This is a genomic window from Streptomyces sp. NPDC104096 (genome assembly GCF_055584385.1).
In genome coordinates this window covers 19,652-36,212 of sequence record NZ_JBVJMD010000022.1, presented here as the reverse complement: position 1 = coordinate 36,212, position 16,561 = coordinate 19,652, and the positions used below count along the sequence as shown (strand labels likewise).

The following is a 16,561-nucleotide window of genomic DNA, read 5'->3' as shown; positions in this document are numbered from 1 at the left end:
CTGGGCGGCGATGAGACGCCGAACCCCGCCACCGCCCTCCCCGCTGCCGCAGCGCGACGGCGTGGACCCGGTACGGGTGCGACTGCCCCCGCAGGGGCCGTGGCCCACGGTGCGCGCCTATCTGGTGGAGCGGATGTCGGGGGCGCCCTCGGGTGCGGTCGCCGGACTGTTCGAGGCGGGGCTGGTGGTGGGCGCGGACGCGCGGCCCCTGCCGTCGGACGCGGTGTACGCACCGGGGGCGTACGTGTGGTTCCACCGGGAGCTGCCCGCCGAGGTGCCGGTGCCGTTCCCGCTGGAGGTGGTCCACCACGACGCGCACATCGTGGTCGTCGACAAGCCGCACTTCCTGGCCACCACCCCGCGCGGCGGCCATGTCGCCCAGACCGCGCTGGCCCGGCTGCGGCACGAGCTCGGCATCCCGTCCCTGACCGCCGCACACCGGCTGGACCGGCTGACGGCCGGGCTGGTGCTGTTCACGGTACGGCCCGAGGAACGCGGGGCGTACCAGGCGCTGTTCCGTGACCGCCTGGTGCGCAAGGAGTACGAGGCCGTCGCCCCGTACGATCCGGCGCTCGTGCTGCCCCGGACGGTGCGCAGCCGGATCGTGAAGGAGCGCGGGATGCTGGCCGCGCAGGAGGTCGAGGGCGAGCCGAACGCGGTCAGCCGCGTCGAACTGCTGGAGCGGCGGGCCGGTCCGCACGGCGCGCTCGGCCGGTACCGGCTGCTGCCCGCGACCGGCCAGACCCATCAACTGCGGGTGCATCTGAGCAGGTTGGGCGCGCCGATCCTGGGCGATCCGCTGTATCCGGTGGTGACCGCTCCCGGGCCGGCCGGTGACTTCCGGCGCCCGCTGCAACTGCTGGCGCGGGAGCTGGAGTTCACCGATCCGGTCACGGGGGTGGCGCACCGGTTCCGCAGCGGGCGGACGCTGGCCGCGTGGTCCGCGTACGAGGAGTGGGCCGACGGGCATGCCGGGGCCGCGGCCGGTCAGTAACCACGCCACCAGCGCAGCAGCCGCTGCCAGGCGCCGGGCCGGTGGGCCGGCTCCGGTGATGTCGGGGCGGGCTGGGCGGCCGCCGCCGGTTGCGCGGCACCGACCGGCGCGGACTGCGGTTCGGCGACCGGCCCGGGCTGCGCGGCGATGACCGGCATGGGCTGCGGTTCGGGCAGGCCGACCTGCCAGTTGGAGCGCTGCGGCGGAATCGGGTTGCCGTGGGTCGGGGTGACCAGGACGTCCTGCTCCGGCTTGGGTTCGAACGCCACCGGCAGTTCGGCCAGATGCCGTGAGGCGATGGAGGCGGTCCAGCGCAACTCGTCCTCCTCGCAGTCGAGCTGGACGTCCGGCAGGCGCCTGAGCAGCGCGTCGACGCCGACGTCGGCGATGGCGCGGCCGACGTCCTGTCCTGGGCACTCGTGCGAGCCGCCGCCGAAGGCGAGGTGGGAGCGGTTGCCCTGCATGTCGGCGGACAGGTCGGGGCGGACGCGGGGGTCGACGTTGCCCGGGGCCGGGGCGAACAGCAGCCCGTCGCCGCGACGGATGCGCCGGCCGCCCAACTCCGTGTCCTGTTTGGCGAAGTAGCCCAGGACGGTGCTGAAGGGCGGCTCGTCCCACAGGGACTGCTCGACCGCCGTGGGCACCGTCATCTGACCGCCGTTGAGCCGGGCCACGAAGCCCGGGTCGGTGAGCACCCGGCGCAGCACGTTGCCGAGCAGGTTGGTGGTGGCCTCGTAGGCGGCGAAGAGCACCAGCCGCAGGTGTTCCCTGACCTCGTCGTCGGTGAGGCGCGCCGGATGGTTGACGAGGTGGCTGGTGAAGTCCTCCTCGGGCCGGGCCCGGCGCCGTGCGGTGAGCCGGCTCAGCGCGTCCATGACGTAACCGTGGCTGGCGATGGCCGTCTCGGTGCCTTTCAGCGCGTCGCGGGCGGCGAGCACCAGCCGCTCGTTGTACTCCTCGGGCATGCCGAGGATCTCGCACAGCACGGCCATCGGCAGGTGCTCGGCGAACTGGCTGACCAGGTCGGCGTGTCCCTTGAGGCAGAAGCCGTTCACCAGGCGCTGGGTGTGGCGGTAGATGTGGCGGCGCAGGCCGCGGGGGTCGATCGTCGACATGGCGCCGATGACCGCGCCGCGCAGCCGCAGGTGTTCGTCGCCCTCGGCGTGGGAGCAGATGGGCTGCCAGGCGATGTGCGGCATGAGCGGATGGTCGGGCTTGACCTGGCCCTCCAGCAGCGGGCTCCAGATGCGGCTGTCCCGGGTGTACTGCGAGGGTGTGCGCACCATGTGCATGTTCTCGGCATGGCCGAGCACCACCCACATCGGTACGTCCTCGTGGAGCAGTACGGGGGCCACGGGGCCGTATTCCTCGCGTAGTCGCTCGTAGAGGCCGCCCAGGTCCGCGGCTTCGGGGCCGTAGATCCGGTGCAGTCCGCCGGGGCCGCGGCCGTGTGCGGGACAGCCGGGGGGCGGGCCGGTCACGAGGTCGTCCGCACCGGTCGGGGAGTGGTGTTCAGAGGTCACGGTGGTCGCTCCGGGAAAGCTGGGGTCGATCCGGGGGTGGGCCGGCTGGCGGAGGTTCAGACGAGGCTGCCGGACAGGGCCATGGAGTGCAGGAAGCGCATCAGGGTCAGCAGGACGTCGCGGCTGGAGGCGCGCCGGCGCGCGTCGCACTCGACGATGGGGATCTCGGGGGCCAGGTCGAGCGCCTCGCGCAGGTCCTCGATCGGGTGACGCGGGCCGTCGGGGAAGGAGTTGACGGCGACCACGAACGGCACACCGCGCTCCTCCAGCTGCCCCATGACGTCGTAGCTGACCTCGAGCCGGCGGGTGTCGACGAGGACGACGGCGCCGAGCGCGCCCTCGAACAGGCCGTTCCACAGGAACCAGAAGCGTTCCTGGCCCGGGGTGCCGAAGAGGTACAGGACGACCTGGTCGGTGATCCTGATGCGGCCGAAGTCCATGGCCACGGTGGTGGCGGTCTTGGTGTCGGAGCCGTAGTCGTCGTCGACCCCGATACCGGCCTGGGTCATGGTCTCCTCGGTGGTCAGCGGCCTGATCTCGCTGACCGCGCCGACCATGGTGGTCTTGCCGACACCGAAGCCGCCGACGATGACGATCTTGGCCGCGGCCTGCGCCGTGTGCGGCAGACGGTCCTCGGCCCGTGGGCCCGGGATCGCGTCAGAGGCTTTGAAGTCCATGCATCACCGCTTCGAGGAGGGAACGGTCGGGGAGCTCCCGGCGGACGATGGGGGCGCGCACCTGCACCAGTTCGACCGCCAGCATCTCGGTGACCAGCACGGTCACCACGCTGAACGGCAGGCTGAGGTAGGCGGACAGCTCGGCCGTCGACAGCGGGTCGGCGCACAGCCGGAGGACCGCCGCCTGCTCCGGGGTGGCGGACGTGGGCGGCTCGGCGCGCGCGACGATCAGGGACACCAGGTCCAGGGGCGCGCGCTCGCCGTCGGGTCCGGTGATGACGTACAGCCGTTCGGGGTTCTTGCGCTCCCCCTCCTTCGGGGGCTGCGGGGAGGACGGCTGCGCGGGGGGCGGTTGCCGGGGTCGCGGGGAGGGCGGTTGCGGGGGTTGTCGCCGCCGGCGTTGCGGAGGAGTCATACGGTCTGCCCGTTGCGCCGGGGCGGACTGGTCAGATGGGAGCCGATGCGCACGACGAGGTCGCGCATGTGGGCACTCATGTTGCCGGGTTCGCAGACCACGTCGGCGAGGACCGCGAGATAGGCGTTGGCTCCGGCGGCCATCAGATAGAAGTAGCCGCCGTTCAGTTCGATGATGACGACCTTCATCTCGCCGTCGCTGGTGGGGAGTTCCTGGGCGACGGCGCCGGCCAGGCTCTGCAGGCCCGCGCAGGCGGCCGCGACCCGGTCGGCGGCGTCCTCGTCGCCGGCGTAGCGGGCGATGCGCAGTCCGTCGGCCGAGAGCACCACGATCATCTCGATGCCCGGAACGCTCTTGTAGAGCTCCGCGAGCATCCAGTCGAAGTTCGCTCGCTGCTGGATCACTTGAGGCCCCCCTCGTCGTCGGCCCCGGAGCGGGCCGGCTTGTCGATCAGATGCGTGTACGCGGTCGGGTTGCGCGTGAAGTCCGTCGGGTCCGGGCCGGGGTTGTCCTTCTTCAGGCCCTCCCAGAAGGCCTCGACCCACAGTCCGGGCTCCCGCTCGTCCTTCCTCGGCTCGGGCTCGGGTTCGGCCTGGGTCTGCGTCCAGATGTCGGGCGTGCCCTCGCGGGCGGCGCGCTCGGAGGCGGCGGCCTCGGCGTAGCGCTGGCTGAGCGGGGTCTTCATCCGGCTGCGGCGCTGCGGCAGGCCCTTCTCGGTCCACTCCGTGACCTCGGGGACGTCGTCCTGCGCGGCGACCTGGTCCGGGATGCGCGGGCTGGTGGGGCGGCGCTTCTTCGGCGGCCGTTTGGGCCCTTCCAGCGCGCCCAGGTCGATCGTGGGTACGGCGGTGGCGCCGATGCCGTGCGCGAAGCCGGGCGCGGGGTCGGCGGTCATCATCTCGGCGGGCACGACGAGGACGGCGCGCACCCCGCCGTACGCGGAGGCGCGCAACGACACCTGGAGGTTGAACGACGTGCACAGCCGGCCGACGACCGCGAGGCCCAGGCGCGGGGTGTCGCTGAGGTCCTGGACGTCGACGCCGGCTTTGGCGGCCTCCAGCAGGCCCTCGGCTCTGGCACGGGCCTCCTCGCCGAGGCTGACGCCCGCGTCCTCGATCTCGATGGCGATGCCGGTCTGCACCTCGACGGCGTTGACGTGGACGTCGGTCTGCGGCGGCGAGTAGCGGGTGGCGTTGTCCATGAGTTCGGCGAGCGCGTGGATGAGCGGCTCGACGGAGATGCCGCGGATGTTGACCTTCGCGATGGAGTCCAGCTTGATGCGGCGGTACTCCAGGATGCGGGACATGGCGCCGCGCAGCACGCTGTACAGCGGGACCGGCTGGGGCCACTGGCGGCCGGGGCGGCCGCCGCCGATGATGGCGATGGAGTCGGCGAGCCGGCCGATCAGCGAGGTGCCGTGGTCGATGCGCAGCAGGTCGTCGAAGACCTCGGGGTTGCGGCCGTGGTCCTCCTCCATCTCCCGCAGCTCACCGGCCTGCTGGTGGACGATGGCCTGGACCCGCCGGGCGACGCTGACGAAGGCGCGCTGCGCGGAGTCGCGCATCATCTCCTCGCGGTCGACGATCTCCAGCACCGTCTTCACGACGGTGCGGTGGGCCTCGGAGAGGTCGCCGTAGGCGGGGTCCGGGTCGATGAAGTTCCGCATCACCTCGCCGGGCGTGTTCCCGCCGCGCATCACCTTCAGCGCGGTCGGCAGGACCTCCTGGGCGAGCCTGCGGTTGACCTCGTCGTGGGCGGCGACCTGGCTCTCCAGATACGCGCAGTGACGGGCGTGGTCGGCGTGCGCCCGGCGCAGTCGCCGACCGCGGCGGACCGCCTCGGCGCCGGCGGCCGTCACCAGGGCCGTGGCGAGGGCGCCGCACAGGCCGACGGCGATCCGGGCCGGGTGCGCCACCAGGGCGACGGCGGCCCCGGTCGCCGTGGCCATCAGTATGGCGGGCAGCAACAGCACCCGCGCGTAAGGGAGTTCGCGGCGGTCTGGAGGGGACTGGACACTCACCATGTAGGCCCTCGAAACGAATCGGGATCTGTTCACCAAGGAGGAACAAACGCACGAATACATGCCAAGCCGGTGCGCTGCGGGCGAGCCTAGTCCGACCGGATCAACGCAGTGTCACATTCAGCAAGCATCTGAAATCGCCCGCGCAACAGGAGTACGCTCAGCCCCATTTGCACGCTGGGCCTTCAATCGAACACACCGCGTGACCGGCACCGGATGTGCGAGACCCCCGCCGGACGGGGTGAGGAGCGGCAGTCGGGTCAGACTCCCGCGATCCGCAGCGCCGCGTCCGCCGTGGCCTCGGCGAACACCGACACCGGCCGCTCCGGGTCGGAGCGGTGCACCAGGATGACGCCCTCGATCAGCCCGAACACCAAATCGGTACGCAGCTCCAGCTCACCCTTGGTGAGCGCGCCGCCCGCACCGGTCGCGGCGAGCAACTGCCGGTAGGCGTCCTTGAGTTCGGCACGCACGGCATGGAAGCCGGCGAACCGCTCGGTGCGCACCTCGGGCAACAGGTAGAGGCCGCCCAGGTTGTGCGGCCCGCCGCACAGCAGCTCCACGTCGGTCCGGCACAGCCGCCACAGCCGCCCCTCGGCCGGGGTCTCGTCGTCGGCGAGCAGCTCACGGGCGTACGCCAGGGACGGCGTGACGGTGGACTCCAGCAGCGCGGCGAGGAGTTCCTCCTTGCCGGAGACGTAGTGGTACATGGACGCCTGCCGCATCCCCGCCCGCTCGGCCACTGCCCGTGTCGTCGTGGCCGCATACCCCCGCGTGGTGAACAACTCCGCGGCGGCGATGAGCAGTTCGGCACGCGGTTCCAGACCGCTGTCCGGCCGCTGCGCGGCCCGCGGCCGGCCGACCCTGCGCCCACTGCTCGTCCCCATGCGTTCGATCCTCGCACACCCCCCGGGCCGCCGATCTCCGTGAGGGCCCGGTAACCGCCCGGCAACGCGGGGGCAACGCCGGTGACGCGGCCGACCCCTAATTTCTGTCGGGCGACAGAAATTGGGCCGCACGCATGAACACCGACACGAGTGAACCCCGAAGACCAGCCGCACGAGCGAACCCGAACCGGAGGTCCCGCGATGGCGACAGCGACCACGCACCAAGCCCGCGCCCATGCGCGCGCCCAGGAGGGCGGGCGCGCCGACGCCATGCCCGTCGTGCCGGCCGGAGACTGGCCCGCCCCACCCTGCGAGGCGGGCCTGCTGGTGTGGGCCGAGACGGTGGCCGGCGGCAACTACACCCATCGGGTCCTCGCCCGCGGCACCGAACTGCGCCTGACCGACCTGCACGGCGACGCCTGCGCGCATCTGCTGCTGTTCGCCGCCGACCGGCCCTGGGAGCGTCTCAACGTCGCCGACACGGTCAAGGTCCAGTGGAACGCCTACCTGGGCGAGGGGCAGTTGCTCCTCTCCGACCAGGGCCGGGTCCTCGCCACGGTCGTCGCCGACACCTCCGTTCGGCACGACGCCCTGTGCGGCACCTCCACCCTCGTACGCAACACGGAACGCTACGGCGACGGCACCGCGCACTCGGCGTCCCCGGCCGGACGCGAGCTGTTCGTCCTGGCCGCCGCCAAGAACGGCCTCGCACCGCGCGACCTGCCGCCGTCGCTGTCCTTCTTCCAGGGCGTGGCGGTCCTCGAGGACGGCTCCCTCGACTTCACCGGCTCGACGGGCCCCGGCGGCAGCGTCACCCTGCGCGCCGAACAGGACGTGACCGTACTGATCGCCAACGTGCCCCACCCAGCCGACCCCCGCCCCGAATACCTCAGCACCCCGCTGGAGGTACTCGCCTGGCGCGCGGCGCCGACCGCGCCCGGCGACCCCCTGTGGGACGCCACCCCCGAGGGCCGCCGCGCCTTCTCGAACACCGCCGAATTCCTCGCCGCGAGGGGGCTCGCATGAGCACGAAGACCGTGGTCCCGGCCCGCGCGGCCTGGTCGTCCGTCGTCCGCGCCGGCGAGACGCTGACCATCACCGACCTGCACGGCAACCAGGCCGTCGACTTCCTCGTCTACGACGCCCACGACACGTCCGTCCGCTACAGCGCGCCCGACACGATCCACGCCCAGGGGAACATCTTCCTCACCACGGGCAGCGTGCTGCTGTCCAACGAGCACACCCCGCTGATGACCGTGCTCGCCGACGACGTCGGCCGGCACGACACGGTCGGCGGCGCCTGCTCCAAGGAGTCCAACACCTTGCGCTACGGCCACCACACCTGGTCGCAGCACGCCTGCGTGGACAACTTCCTCGCCGAGGGCGCCCGGCACGGCCTCGGCAAACGAGACCTCGTCTCCAACGTCAACTGGTACATGAACGTGCCCGTCGAACAGGACGGTACCCTCGGCATCGTCGACGGCCGCTCCGCCCCGGGCCTGGCCCTCACCCTGCGCGCCGAACGCGACGTACTGGTCCTCGTCTCCAACTGCCCCCAGATCAACAACCCCTGCAACGGCTTCGAACCGACCGCCGTGGAGATGACGATCACCGGAGCGAGCGCATGACCTTCGACACCCTGCTGGTCGCCAACCGCGGCGAGATAGCCGTACGGATCATCCGCACCGCCCGCGACCTCGGACTGCGCACCGTCGCCGTGTACTCCGACCCCGACCGCGGTGCCCCGCACGTGCGGCTCGCCGACGAGGCGGTGCGGCTGGGCCCGGCCCCCGCCAAGGAGTCCTACCTCGACGCCGACCTGGTGCTGAAGGCCGCCAAGGACACCGGCGCCGGCGCGATCCACCCCGGCTACGGCTTCCTCTCGGAGGACGCCGCCTTCGCGCGCCGCTGCGAGGACGCCGGGATCGTGTTCGTGGGCCCGACCCCGGACCAGCTCGAACTGTTCGGCACCAAGCACACCGCGCGGGCGGCGGCCGAGCGGGCCGGCGTGGCCCTGGCACCCGGCACCGGGCTGCTCGCCTCCCCCGAGGAGGCGGTCGAGGCGGCCGCGCGCATCGGCTACCCCGTGATGCTCAAGGCCACCGGCGGTGGCGGCGGCATCGGCATGTCGGCATGTCGCTCCGCCGACGAACTGACCGAGGCCTGGGACCGCGTCCAGCGCGTGGCCGCCGCGTCCTTCTCCTCGGCCGGGGTCTTCCTGGAACGGCTCGTGGAACGCGCCCGCCATGTCGAGGTACAGGTATTCGGCGACGGCGAGGGCCGGGTGGTCACCTTCGGCGACCGCGACTGCTCCCTGCAACGCCGCAACCAGAAGGTCCTGGAGGAGGCGCCCGCCCCCGGACTCCCCGACCCCGTCCGCGCACGACTCACCGACTCCGCACGCCTGTTGTGCGCATCCGTCGGCTACCGCTCGGCCGGCACGGTCGAGTTCGTCTACGACGCGGCCCGCGAGGAGGCGTACTTCCTGGAGGTCAACACCCGCCTCCAGGTGGAACACCCGGTCACCGAGGAGGTGTACGGCGTCGACCTGGTCGCCTGGATGCTGCGGCTGGCACGCGGCGAACGCGAGGTCGTGCGCGACCCCGGCGCCCCGCGCGGCCACGCCGTGGAGGCCCGCCTGTACGCCGAGGACCCCTCCCGCGAACACCGGCCCAGCGCGGGCCTGCTGACCCGGGTGGAGTTCCCGTCCGGCGTACGCGTCGACGGCTGGGTGGAGACCGGCACCGAGGTGACGACGTCGTACGACCCGATGCTCGCCAAGGTCATCGCCTACGGCCCCGACCGGGAACACGCCCTGCGGCGCCTCGACGAGGCCCTCGCCCGCACCCGGGTCGACGGCATCGAGACCAACCTGGGCCTGGTGCGCGCCGCGCTGACGGACCGGGACTTCCGGGCCGCGGCCCACTCCACCGGCACCCTCGCCCGGGTCACCGATCCGACCCCCCGCGTCGAGGTCGTCTCCGGCGGCACGCTCACCACCGTGCAGGACTGGCCGGGGCGCACCGGCCACTGGCAGGTCGGCGTGCCGCCCTGCGGCCCGATGGACGACCTGTCCTTCCGGCTCGGCAACCGCGCGCTGCACAACCCCGAGGGCGCGCCCGGCCTGGAGTGCACGCTCCAGGGCCCCACCCTGCGCTTCAGTCACGCCACCACCGTGTGCGTGACCGGCGCCACGGCACCGGTCACGGTCGACGGCACCCCTGTCGCGCAGTGGGAGCCGTTGACCGTACCGGCGAACGGCGTCCTCGCGATCGGGGCCCCCACCGAACACGGCCTGCGCACCTACGTCCTGTTCGCGGGCGGCGGCCTGGACGTGCCCGCCTTCCTCGGCAGCGCGAGCACCTTCACCCTCGGCCGCTTCGGCGGGCACGGCGGGCGGGCCCTGCGCACCGGCGACGTGCTGCACGGCGGCACGGTCGCCGAGGGCACCCCGGTGCCCGCCACCGACCGCCCGTCGCACGGCACGGTGTGGCAGGTGGGCGCGGCCGAAGGCCCGCACGCGGCACCGGAGTTCTTCACCGAGGACGACATCCGCGCCTTCTACGCCGCCGACTGGAAGGTCCACTTCAACTCGGCGCGCACCGGGGTACGCCTGATCGGCCCCAAGCCGCGGTGGGCGCGCTCCGACGGCGGCGAGGCGGGCCTGCACCCGTCCAACATCCACGACACCCCGTACTCCGTCGGCGCCGTCGACTACACCGGCGACATGCCGGTGCTGCTCGGCCCGGACGGGCCCTCGCTCGGCGGATTCGTCTGCCCGGCGACCGTGCTGAGCACCGAGCGGTGGAAGCTGGGCCAGCTGCGCCCCGGCGACACCGTGCGCTTCGTGCCGGTGGACGTCGACGGCTCGCCGCGCGCCGAGATCACCGACGGCGGGATCCTGGCCCGGGACGGCGACGTGACCTACCGGCGCAGCGGCGACGACAACCTGCTGGTCGAGTTCGGCCCGATGCAGCTGGACCTGGCGCTGCGCATGCGCGTCCACGCGCTGATGGAGGCGGTGGCACAGGCCGGGCTCCACGGGGTCACCGACCTCACCCCCGGCATCCGCTCGCTCCAGATCCACACCGACCCCCGGCGCCTGGCGCTGCCCGAACTCCTCGCCTCCGTACGGGAGACGGTCGCCGCGCTGCCGCCCACCGACCGGCTCGTCGTGCCCTCGCGCACGGTCCACCTGCCGCTGTCCTGGGACGACCCGGCCACCCGGGAGGCGATCGCCCGCTACATGGCGGGCGTGCGCGACGACTCCCCCTGGTGCCCGTGGAACATCGAGTTCATCCGCCGGGTCAACGGCCTGGAGTCGGTCGCGGACGTGTACCGCACGGTCTTCGACGCGGAGTACCTGGTCCTGGGGCTGGGCGATGTGTACCTGGGAGCGCCGGTGGCCACACCGCTGGATCCGCGCCACCGCCTGGTCACGACGAAGTACAACCCGGCTCGCACCTGGACCGCCGAGAACTCGGTCGGCATCGGCGGGGCCTATCTGTGCGTCTACGGCATGGAGGGACCCGGCGGCTACCAGTTCGTGGGCCGTACGACCCAGGTGTGGTCGCCCTGGCAGCAGCGCGGCGCCTTCGAGCCGGGCTCGCCCTGGCTGCTGCGCTTCTTCGACCGGATCAAGTGGTATCCGGTGGACGCGGACGAACTGCTGGAACTGCGCGCGGACATCACCTCCGGACGCTTCGTGCCCCGGATCGAGGAAGGCACCTTCTCCCTCGCCGCGTACCAGGAGTTCCTGGCCGAACACACCGGCTCCATCCGGGAGTTCCAGGCACACCAGCGGTCGGCGTTCGCGGCCGAGCGGGAGGCCTGGGCGGCGGCGGGCGAGTTCACCCGGGCGGAGGCGGCCGCCGCGCCCGCGGCTCCCCCGGCCGCGGTGTCGGTCCCGGCCGGCGGCCGGCTGATCGAGGCGGAGTTCGCGGCGTCCGTCTGGCAGGTGAACGTCTCGCCGGGCGACGAGGTGGCCGCCGGACAGCCGCTGCTCGCGCTGGAGGCGATGAAGATGGAGTCCAGGGTGCACGCGCCGGCCGCGGGTGTCGTCGCGGAGATCCTGGCCAGGCCCGGCGACCAGGTGGAGGCGGGCACGGCACTGGTCGTCCTGGCCCCGGTCGGCCGACCCTGACCTTTAAGCACGCCCCGCCCCGCCCGCACCCTCCGGGCTCCGCCCGTCGTCCGGCCCCGCCCGACCCGCCCGGCGGCCCGTCCACCGCCCGGGCCGCCCCGAGATCGAAGGAGCACCCATGCCCTCCGTCCTGTCCCGAGTCCGGGCCGCCCACCGGCGCGTCGAGGCCGTCGACCGCCCGGAGATCTGGATCGATCTACGGCCGCGCGCCGAGGTCGAGGCCGAGGCCGAGGCGATCGACGCGCGCGTGGCCGCCGGCGAACGGCTGCCGCTCGCCGGGCGCCTGCTGGCGGTGAAGGGCAACATCGACGTGGCCGGTCTGCCCACCACGGCCGGCTGCCCCGGATACGCCTACGCCCCGCAGGCCGACGCCCCGGCCGTCGCCCGGCTGCGCGCGGCCGGCGCGCTCGTCCTGGGCACCACGAACCTGGACCAGTTCGCGACCGGCCTGGTCGGCACCCGCTCCCCCTACGGCGCCGTCCGCAACGCGCACGCCCCGGACCGGATCAGCGGCGGCTCCAGCTCCGGCTCGGCCGTCGCGGTGGCCCTCGGGATCGCCGATCTCGCCCTGGGCACGGACACCGCGGGCTCGGGCCGGGTACCGGCCGCCCTCAACGGCGTCGTCGGCCTCAAGCCGACCCGCGGGCTGGTCTCCACGACGGGCGTGGTCCCGGCCTGCGCCTCGATCGACTGCGTGACGGTGTTCGCCCGCACCCTCCCGGAGGCCGAGGAGGCGCTCTCGCACATGGTGGAGCCGCCCGGCCGGGCGGTCCCCGCACGCGCCCCCGGCCCGTGGCGGGTCGCGGTCCCGGCACCGGAGCAGCTCGGCGAGCTCGACCCGGACTGGGCCGAGGCCTGCGCGGCGGCCGTCGCCCAGGTCGCCGCGGCGGGAGCCGACGTACGGACGATCGACCTCGCTCCGTTCACCGAGGCCGCCGCGATGCTCTACGACGGCGCGTTCGTCGCCGAGCGGTACACCGCGGTCGGCAGCTTCGTCGACAAGTTGCTCGCCGAGGACGGGGAGGGGCTCGACCCCACCGTGGCCGGCATCATCACCCGGGCCCGGGACATCCCGGCGCACCGGCTCTACGCCGACCAGGATCGCCTCGCCACCCTGCGCACCCGTGCGCTCGCGGAGCTCGCCGACGCCGACGCCCTGCTGCTGCCCACCACGCCGGGGCACCCCACCCTCGCCGAGGTCGCCGCCGACCCGCTGGGCGCCAACGCCCGCCTGGGCCGCTTCACCAACTCCACCAACCTGTTCGACCTGGCCGCGGTCGCCGTCCCGGCCGGGGAGGTGAACGGCCTGCCGTTCGGCATGATGCTGGTGGGCCCGGCGCACACGGACGAGCGGCTGGTCCGGATCGCCGGACTGCTCAGGCCGCCCGCACGACTGGCGGTGGTGGGGGCGCACCTGTCCGGTCAGCCCCTCAACCCGCAACTGCTGGTGCTGGGCGCCCGGCTCGACCGGACGACCACGACGGCGCCGCTCTACCGGCTGCACGCCCTGCGGACCGATCCGCCCAAGCCGGGGCTCGTCCACGTGGGTGAGGGGGGTGCCGGGATCGAGACGGAGATCTGGAGCCTCCCGGCGGAGGGCCTCGGCCTGCTGCTGGCCGCCCTTCCGCGCCCGATGGCCCTGGGCAGCGTGGAACTGGCGGACGGCAGCCGGGTGCCCGGCTTCCTGTGCGAGCCGGGCGCCCTCGCCGACGCCGAGGACATCACGTCGTACGGCGGCTGGCAGGTCTATCTGAGGGCCGGACAGGACGGCTCCCCGAAGGGGGGCGGGGGACCGCGCGATCAGACACGGCCCACCCGTACCCGCTCATCGGAGCGTCAGCCGACCGACGAGTAGGCGACCACGCCCCGCAGCAGCAGGTCGACCGCCTTGCGGGCGTTCTTCGCCACCGTCGAGCCCTCGGCGGCGGAGGCCGCCGCGATCTGCCCGAGCACGTCGATGACCTGCTTGCACCAGCGCACGAAGTCACCGGCCGGCATCTCCGCCTCGCGCAGCACCTCGTCGAGGCCCTTCCCGGACGCCCACATGTACGCGGCCCAGGCGAAGCCGAGGTCGGGCTCGCGCTGGCCGACGCCCTCGGTCTGGTTGATCCGGAAGTCCTCCTCCAGCGCGTCCAGCCGGCCCCAGATGCGGACCATCTCGCCGAGCGCGGCCTTGGCCTGGCCCGAGGGCACCTTCGGCGCCATCGCGTCGTCCCCGACCCGCGCCTCGTACACCAGCGCCGAGACGCACGCGGCGAGTTCGGCCGGGGCGAGCCCCTCCCAGACGCCGGCGCGCAGGCATTCGCTGGCCAGCAGGTCGAGTTCGCCGTACAGCCGGGCGAGCCGCTTGCCGTGCTCGGTCACCTCGTTGCCGCGCAGGTAGTCCAGCTCGGTGAGGAGCGCGACGATCCGGTCGAAGGTGCGGGCGATGGTGTTCGTCCGGCCCTCGATACGGCGCTCCAGCTGCGAGGTGTCGCGCAGCAGCCGGTGGTAGCGCTCGGCCCAGCGGGCGTGGTCCTCCCGCTCGTTGCAGCCGTGGCAGGGGTGGGCGCGCAGTGCGGTGCGCAGCCGGGCGATCTCCCGGTCGTCGGCCGCCTGCGAACGCTGCTTGCGGGCCCGCTCCGGCGGAATGTGCCCGGCCTTGGTGCGCAGCGCGGAGGCGAGGTCCCGGCGGGACTGCGGGGACCGCGGGTTGAAGGACTTCGGGATCCGCATCCGCTCCAGCGCCTCGACGGGCACCGGGAAGTCCATCGACGCCAGCCGCTTGACCTGCCGTTCGGCGGTCAGCACCAGGGGGCGCGGCCCGTCGTGCTGCTCGAAGCCTCGGTGGCCGTTGGACCGCCCGGCCGGCAGCCCGGGGTCCAGGACCAGGGCCAGACCGGCGTACTTGCCGGTGGGCACGTGGATGACGTCACCGGGCTTGAGCTTCTCCAGGGCCACGGCGGCCTCGGCGCGCCGCTGGTTCGCGCCCTGTCGGGCCAGCTCGGTCTCGCGGTCCTTCAGTTCGCGGCGCAGCTGCGCGTACTCCTCGAAGTCGCCGAGGTGGCAGGTCATGGAGGCCTTGTAGCCCTCCAGTCCCTCCTCGTTGCGCTGCACCTGACGGGAGATCCCGACGACCGACTTGTCGGCCTGGAACTGGGCGAAGGACGTCTCCAGCAGCTCGCGCGAGCGGTGCCGGCCGAACTGCTCGACCAGGTTGACCGCCATGTTGTACGACGGCTTGAAGCTGGAGCGCAGCGGATACGTGCGGGTGCCCGCGAGTCCGGCCAGGTGGTCGGGGTTCATGGCGCGCTGCCACAGCACCACCGCGTGGCCCTCGACGTCGATGCCGCGCCGGCCGGCCCGGCCGGTCAGCTGCGTGTACTCGCCGGGGGTGATGTCGGCGTGCTGCTCGCCGTTCCACTTGACGAGCTTCTCCAGCACCACCGAGCGGGCGGGCATGTTGATGCCGAGGGCGAGGGTCTCGGTGGCGAACACCGCCTTGACCAGACCGTGGACGAAGAGCTCCTCGACGACCTCCTTGAACGTCGGCAGCATGCCCGCGTGGTGGGCGGCGATGCCCCGCTCCAGGCCCTCCAGCCACTCGTAGTAGCCCAGGACGTGCAGGTCCTCGGAGGGGATGGAGGCGGTGCGCTCCTCCACGATCCGGCGCACCTTGACCCGCGCCTCGTCGTCGTTGAGCCGCAGGCCCGCGTAGAGGCACTGCTGCACGGCGGCCTCACAGGCCGCGCGGCTGAAGATGAAGGTGATGGCGGGCAGCAGCCCTTCGGCGTCGAGGCGTTCGATCACCTCGGGCCGGCTGGGCGTCCAGATCCGCGAGCGCTGCCTGCGCTCGCGCTCCCGGTCGGCCTCGCGCATGGCGCGGCCGCGTCTGCGGTCCTGGTAGGAGGGCCGGCTCGCCTCCGTCCTGGCCAGCCGGGCGAGGTCGGGGTTGACGGCCCGCTTGCGGCCCTCGCCCTCCTCGAACAGGTCGTACATCCGCCGGCCGGCGAGCACGTGCTGGAACAGCGGGACCGGCCGGTGCTCGGAGACGATCACCTCGGTGTCGCCGCGGACGGTGTCGAGCCAGTCGCCGAACTCCTCGGCGTTGGACACGGTCGCCGACAGCGACACGAGGGTGACCGACTCGGGCAGGTGGATGATCACCTCTTCCCAGACCGCGCCGCGGAAGCGGTCGGAGAGGTAGTGCACCTCGTCCATGACCACGTACCCGAGGCCCCGCAGGGTCTGCGAGCCGGCGTACAGCATGTTCCTGAGCACCTCGGTGGTCATCACGACCACGGGGGCGTCGGAGTTGACGCTGTTGTCGCCGGTGAGCAGGCCGACCTTGTCCGCGCCGTAACGGCGGCACAGGTCGGCGTACTTCTGGTTCGACAGCGCCTTGATGGGTGTCGTGTAGAAGCACTTCTTGCCCTCTTGCAGGGCGAGGTGGACGGCGAACTCGCCCACGATCGTCTTGCCGGAGCCGGTGGGTGCGGCGACCAGCACGCCCTTGCCCGCCTCCAGTGCCCGGCAGGCCTCTATCTGGAACGGGTCGAGGCCGAAGTCGTACATCTCGCGGAAGGAGGCGAGCGCGGTGGCCTGCTCGGCCGCACGCCTGCGTGCGGCGGCGTACCGCTCGGCCGGTGAGAGGTCCTCTGTCATCGTGCTTTCGAGCGTACCCGGCGCCGCTGACAACAGGACGATCATTATCCGGATCCAGGTCCGTGAAACCTTGGATCCGCCCAGCTCACGGCTCCGGTGGCGGCCTGCCGCCCGGGGCGGGCGCACGGTCTCGACAGGGGTGGGCGCACGGTCTCGCCCGGGGTGGGCGCACGGCCTGGCCCCGGAAACGCAGAACGGCCGGCGGCGCCCGGTGGGCGCCCCGGCCGCGCTCCGCGGTGGAGCCGAAGGGGATCGGGA

At 73.0% G+C, this 16,561-nt stretch carries 12 protein-coding genes; 5 read left to right on the top strand and 7 right to left on the bottom strand.

Annotated elements, in window-relative coordinates; genetic code table 11:
* The first annotated feature begins 10 nt into the window (after nt 1-10).
* Entirely contained in the window at nt 11-994 is a 984-nt protein-coding gene (locus tag ACZ60B_RS22605) for an RluA family pseudouridine synthase (RefSeq protein ID WP_469389643.1), read from the top strand.
* On the opposite strand, the gene ACZ60B_RS22600 is transcribed toward ACZ60B_RS22605, so the two are convergent.
* From ACZ60B_RS22600 to ACZ60B_RS22575, 6 genes are all read right to left on the bottom strand, one after another.
* The gene (locus ACZ60B_RS22600; RefSeq protein WP_469389641.1) at nt 988-2,517 is read right to left on the bottom strand and encodes a cytochrome P450; all 1,530 of its coding nucleotides are present in this window, start codon (nt 2,515-2,517) and stop codon (nt 988-990) included. The genes ACZ60B_RS22605 and ACZ60B_RS22600 overlap by 7 nt on opposite strands.
* A gap of 56 nt (nt 2,518-2,573) precedes the next feature.
* Complete coding sequence (locus ACZ60B_RS22595) at nt 2,574-3,194, bottom strand: GTP-binding protein (protein WP_469389639.1); 621 nt, start codon at nt 3,192-3,194, stop codon at nt 2,574-2,576.
* Nucleotides 3,175-3,609: a DUF742 domain-containing protein gene (locus ACZ60B_RS22590; RefSeq protein WP_469389637.1), complete on the bottom strand. Its 435-nt coding sequence runs from the start codon at nt 3,607-3,609 to the stop codon at nt 3,175-3,177. The genes ACZ60B_RS22595 and ACZ60B_RS22590 overlap by 20 nt, the downstream gene beginning before the upstream one ends.
* On the bottom strand, nt 3,606-4,013 hold the full coding sequence (locus ACZ60B_RS22585) for a roadblock/LC7 domain-containing protein (protein WP_450667367.1): 408 nt from the start codon (nt 4,011-4,013) through the stop codon (nt 3,606-3,608). Before ACZ60B_RS22585 ends, ACZ60B_RS22590 begins: the two co-directional genes overlap by 4 nt.
* Nucleotides 4,010-5,632, bottom strand: a complete 1,623-nt coding sequence (locus tag ACZ60B_RS22580; protein WP_469389634.1) for an ATP-binding protein — start codon at nt 5,630-5,632, stop codon at nt 4,010-4,012. Before ACZ60B_RS22580 ends, ACZ60B_RS22585 begins: the two co-directional genes overlap by 4 nt.
* 257 nt (nt 5,633-5,889) lie before the next feature.
* Entirely contained in the window at nt 5,890-6,516 is a 627-nt protein-coding gene (locus ACZ60B_RS22575) for a TetR/AcrR family transcriptional regulator (protein ID WP_469389632.1), read from the bottom strand.
* A gap of 201 nt (nt 6,517-6,717) precedes the next feature.
* Between ACZ60B_RS22575 and ACZ60B_RS22570 the strand changes: the two genes are divergently transcribed.
* From ACZ60B_RS22570 to atzF, 4 genes are all read left to right on the top strand, one after another.
* Nucleotides 6,718-7,542 carry an urea amidolyase associated protein UAAP1 gene (locus ACZ60B_RS22570; protein ID WP_469389630.1) on the top strand — a complete coding sequence of 275 codons (825 nt, stop codon included), beginning with the start codon at nt 6,718-6,720 and terminating at the stop codon, nt 7,540-7,542.
* A complete protein-coding gene (locus tag ACZ60B_RS22565) occupies nt 7,539-8,144 on the top strand; it encodes an urea amidolyase associated protein UAAP2 (RefSeq protein WP_469389628.1) in 606 nt (201 codons plus the stop codon). The genes ACZ60B_RS22570 and ACZ60B_RS22565 overlap by 4 nt, the downstream gene beginning before the upstream one ends.
* The gene (locus ACZ60B_RS22560) at nt 8,141-11,659 is read left to right on the top strand and encodes a 5-oxoprolinase/urea amidolyase family protein (protein WP_469389626.1); all 3,519 of its coding nucleotides are present in this window, start codon (nt 8,141-8,143) and stop codon (nt 11,657-11,659) included. The genes ACZ60B_RS22565 and ACZ60B_RS22560 overlap by 4 nt, the downstream gene beginning before the upstream one ends.
* Before the next feature lie 118 nt (nt 11,660-11,777).
* The gene (gene atzF, locus ACZ60B_RS22555; protein ID WP_469389624.1) at nt 11,778-13,514 is read left to right on the top strand and encodes an allophanate hydrolase; all 1,737 of its coding nucleotides are present in this window, start codon (nt 11,778-11,780) and stop codon (nt 13,512-13,514) included.
* Here atzF and ACZ60B_RS22550 read toward each other — a convergent pair.
* Nucleotides 13,496-16,348, bottom strand: coding sequence for a DEAD/DEAH box helicase (locus ACZ60B_RS22550; RefSeq protein ID WP_469389622.1), 2,853 nt, complete (start codon nt 16,346-16,348; stop codon nt 13,496-13,498). The genes atzF and ACZ60B_RS22550 overlap by 19 nt on opposite strands.
* Nucleotides 16,349-16,561: the final 213 nt, after the last annotated feature.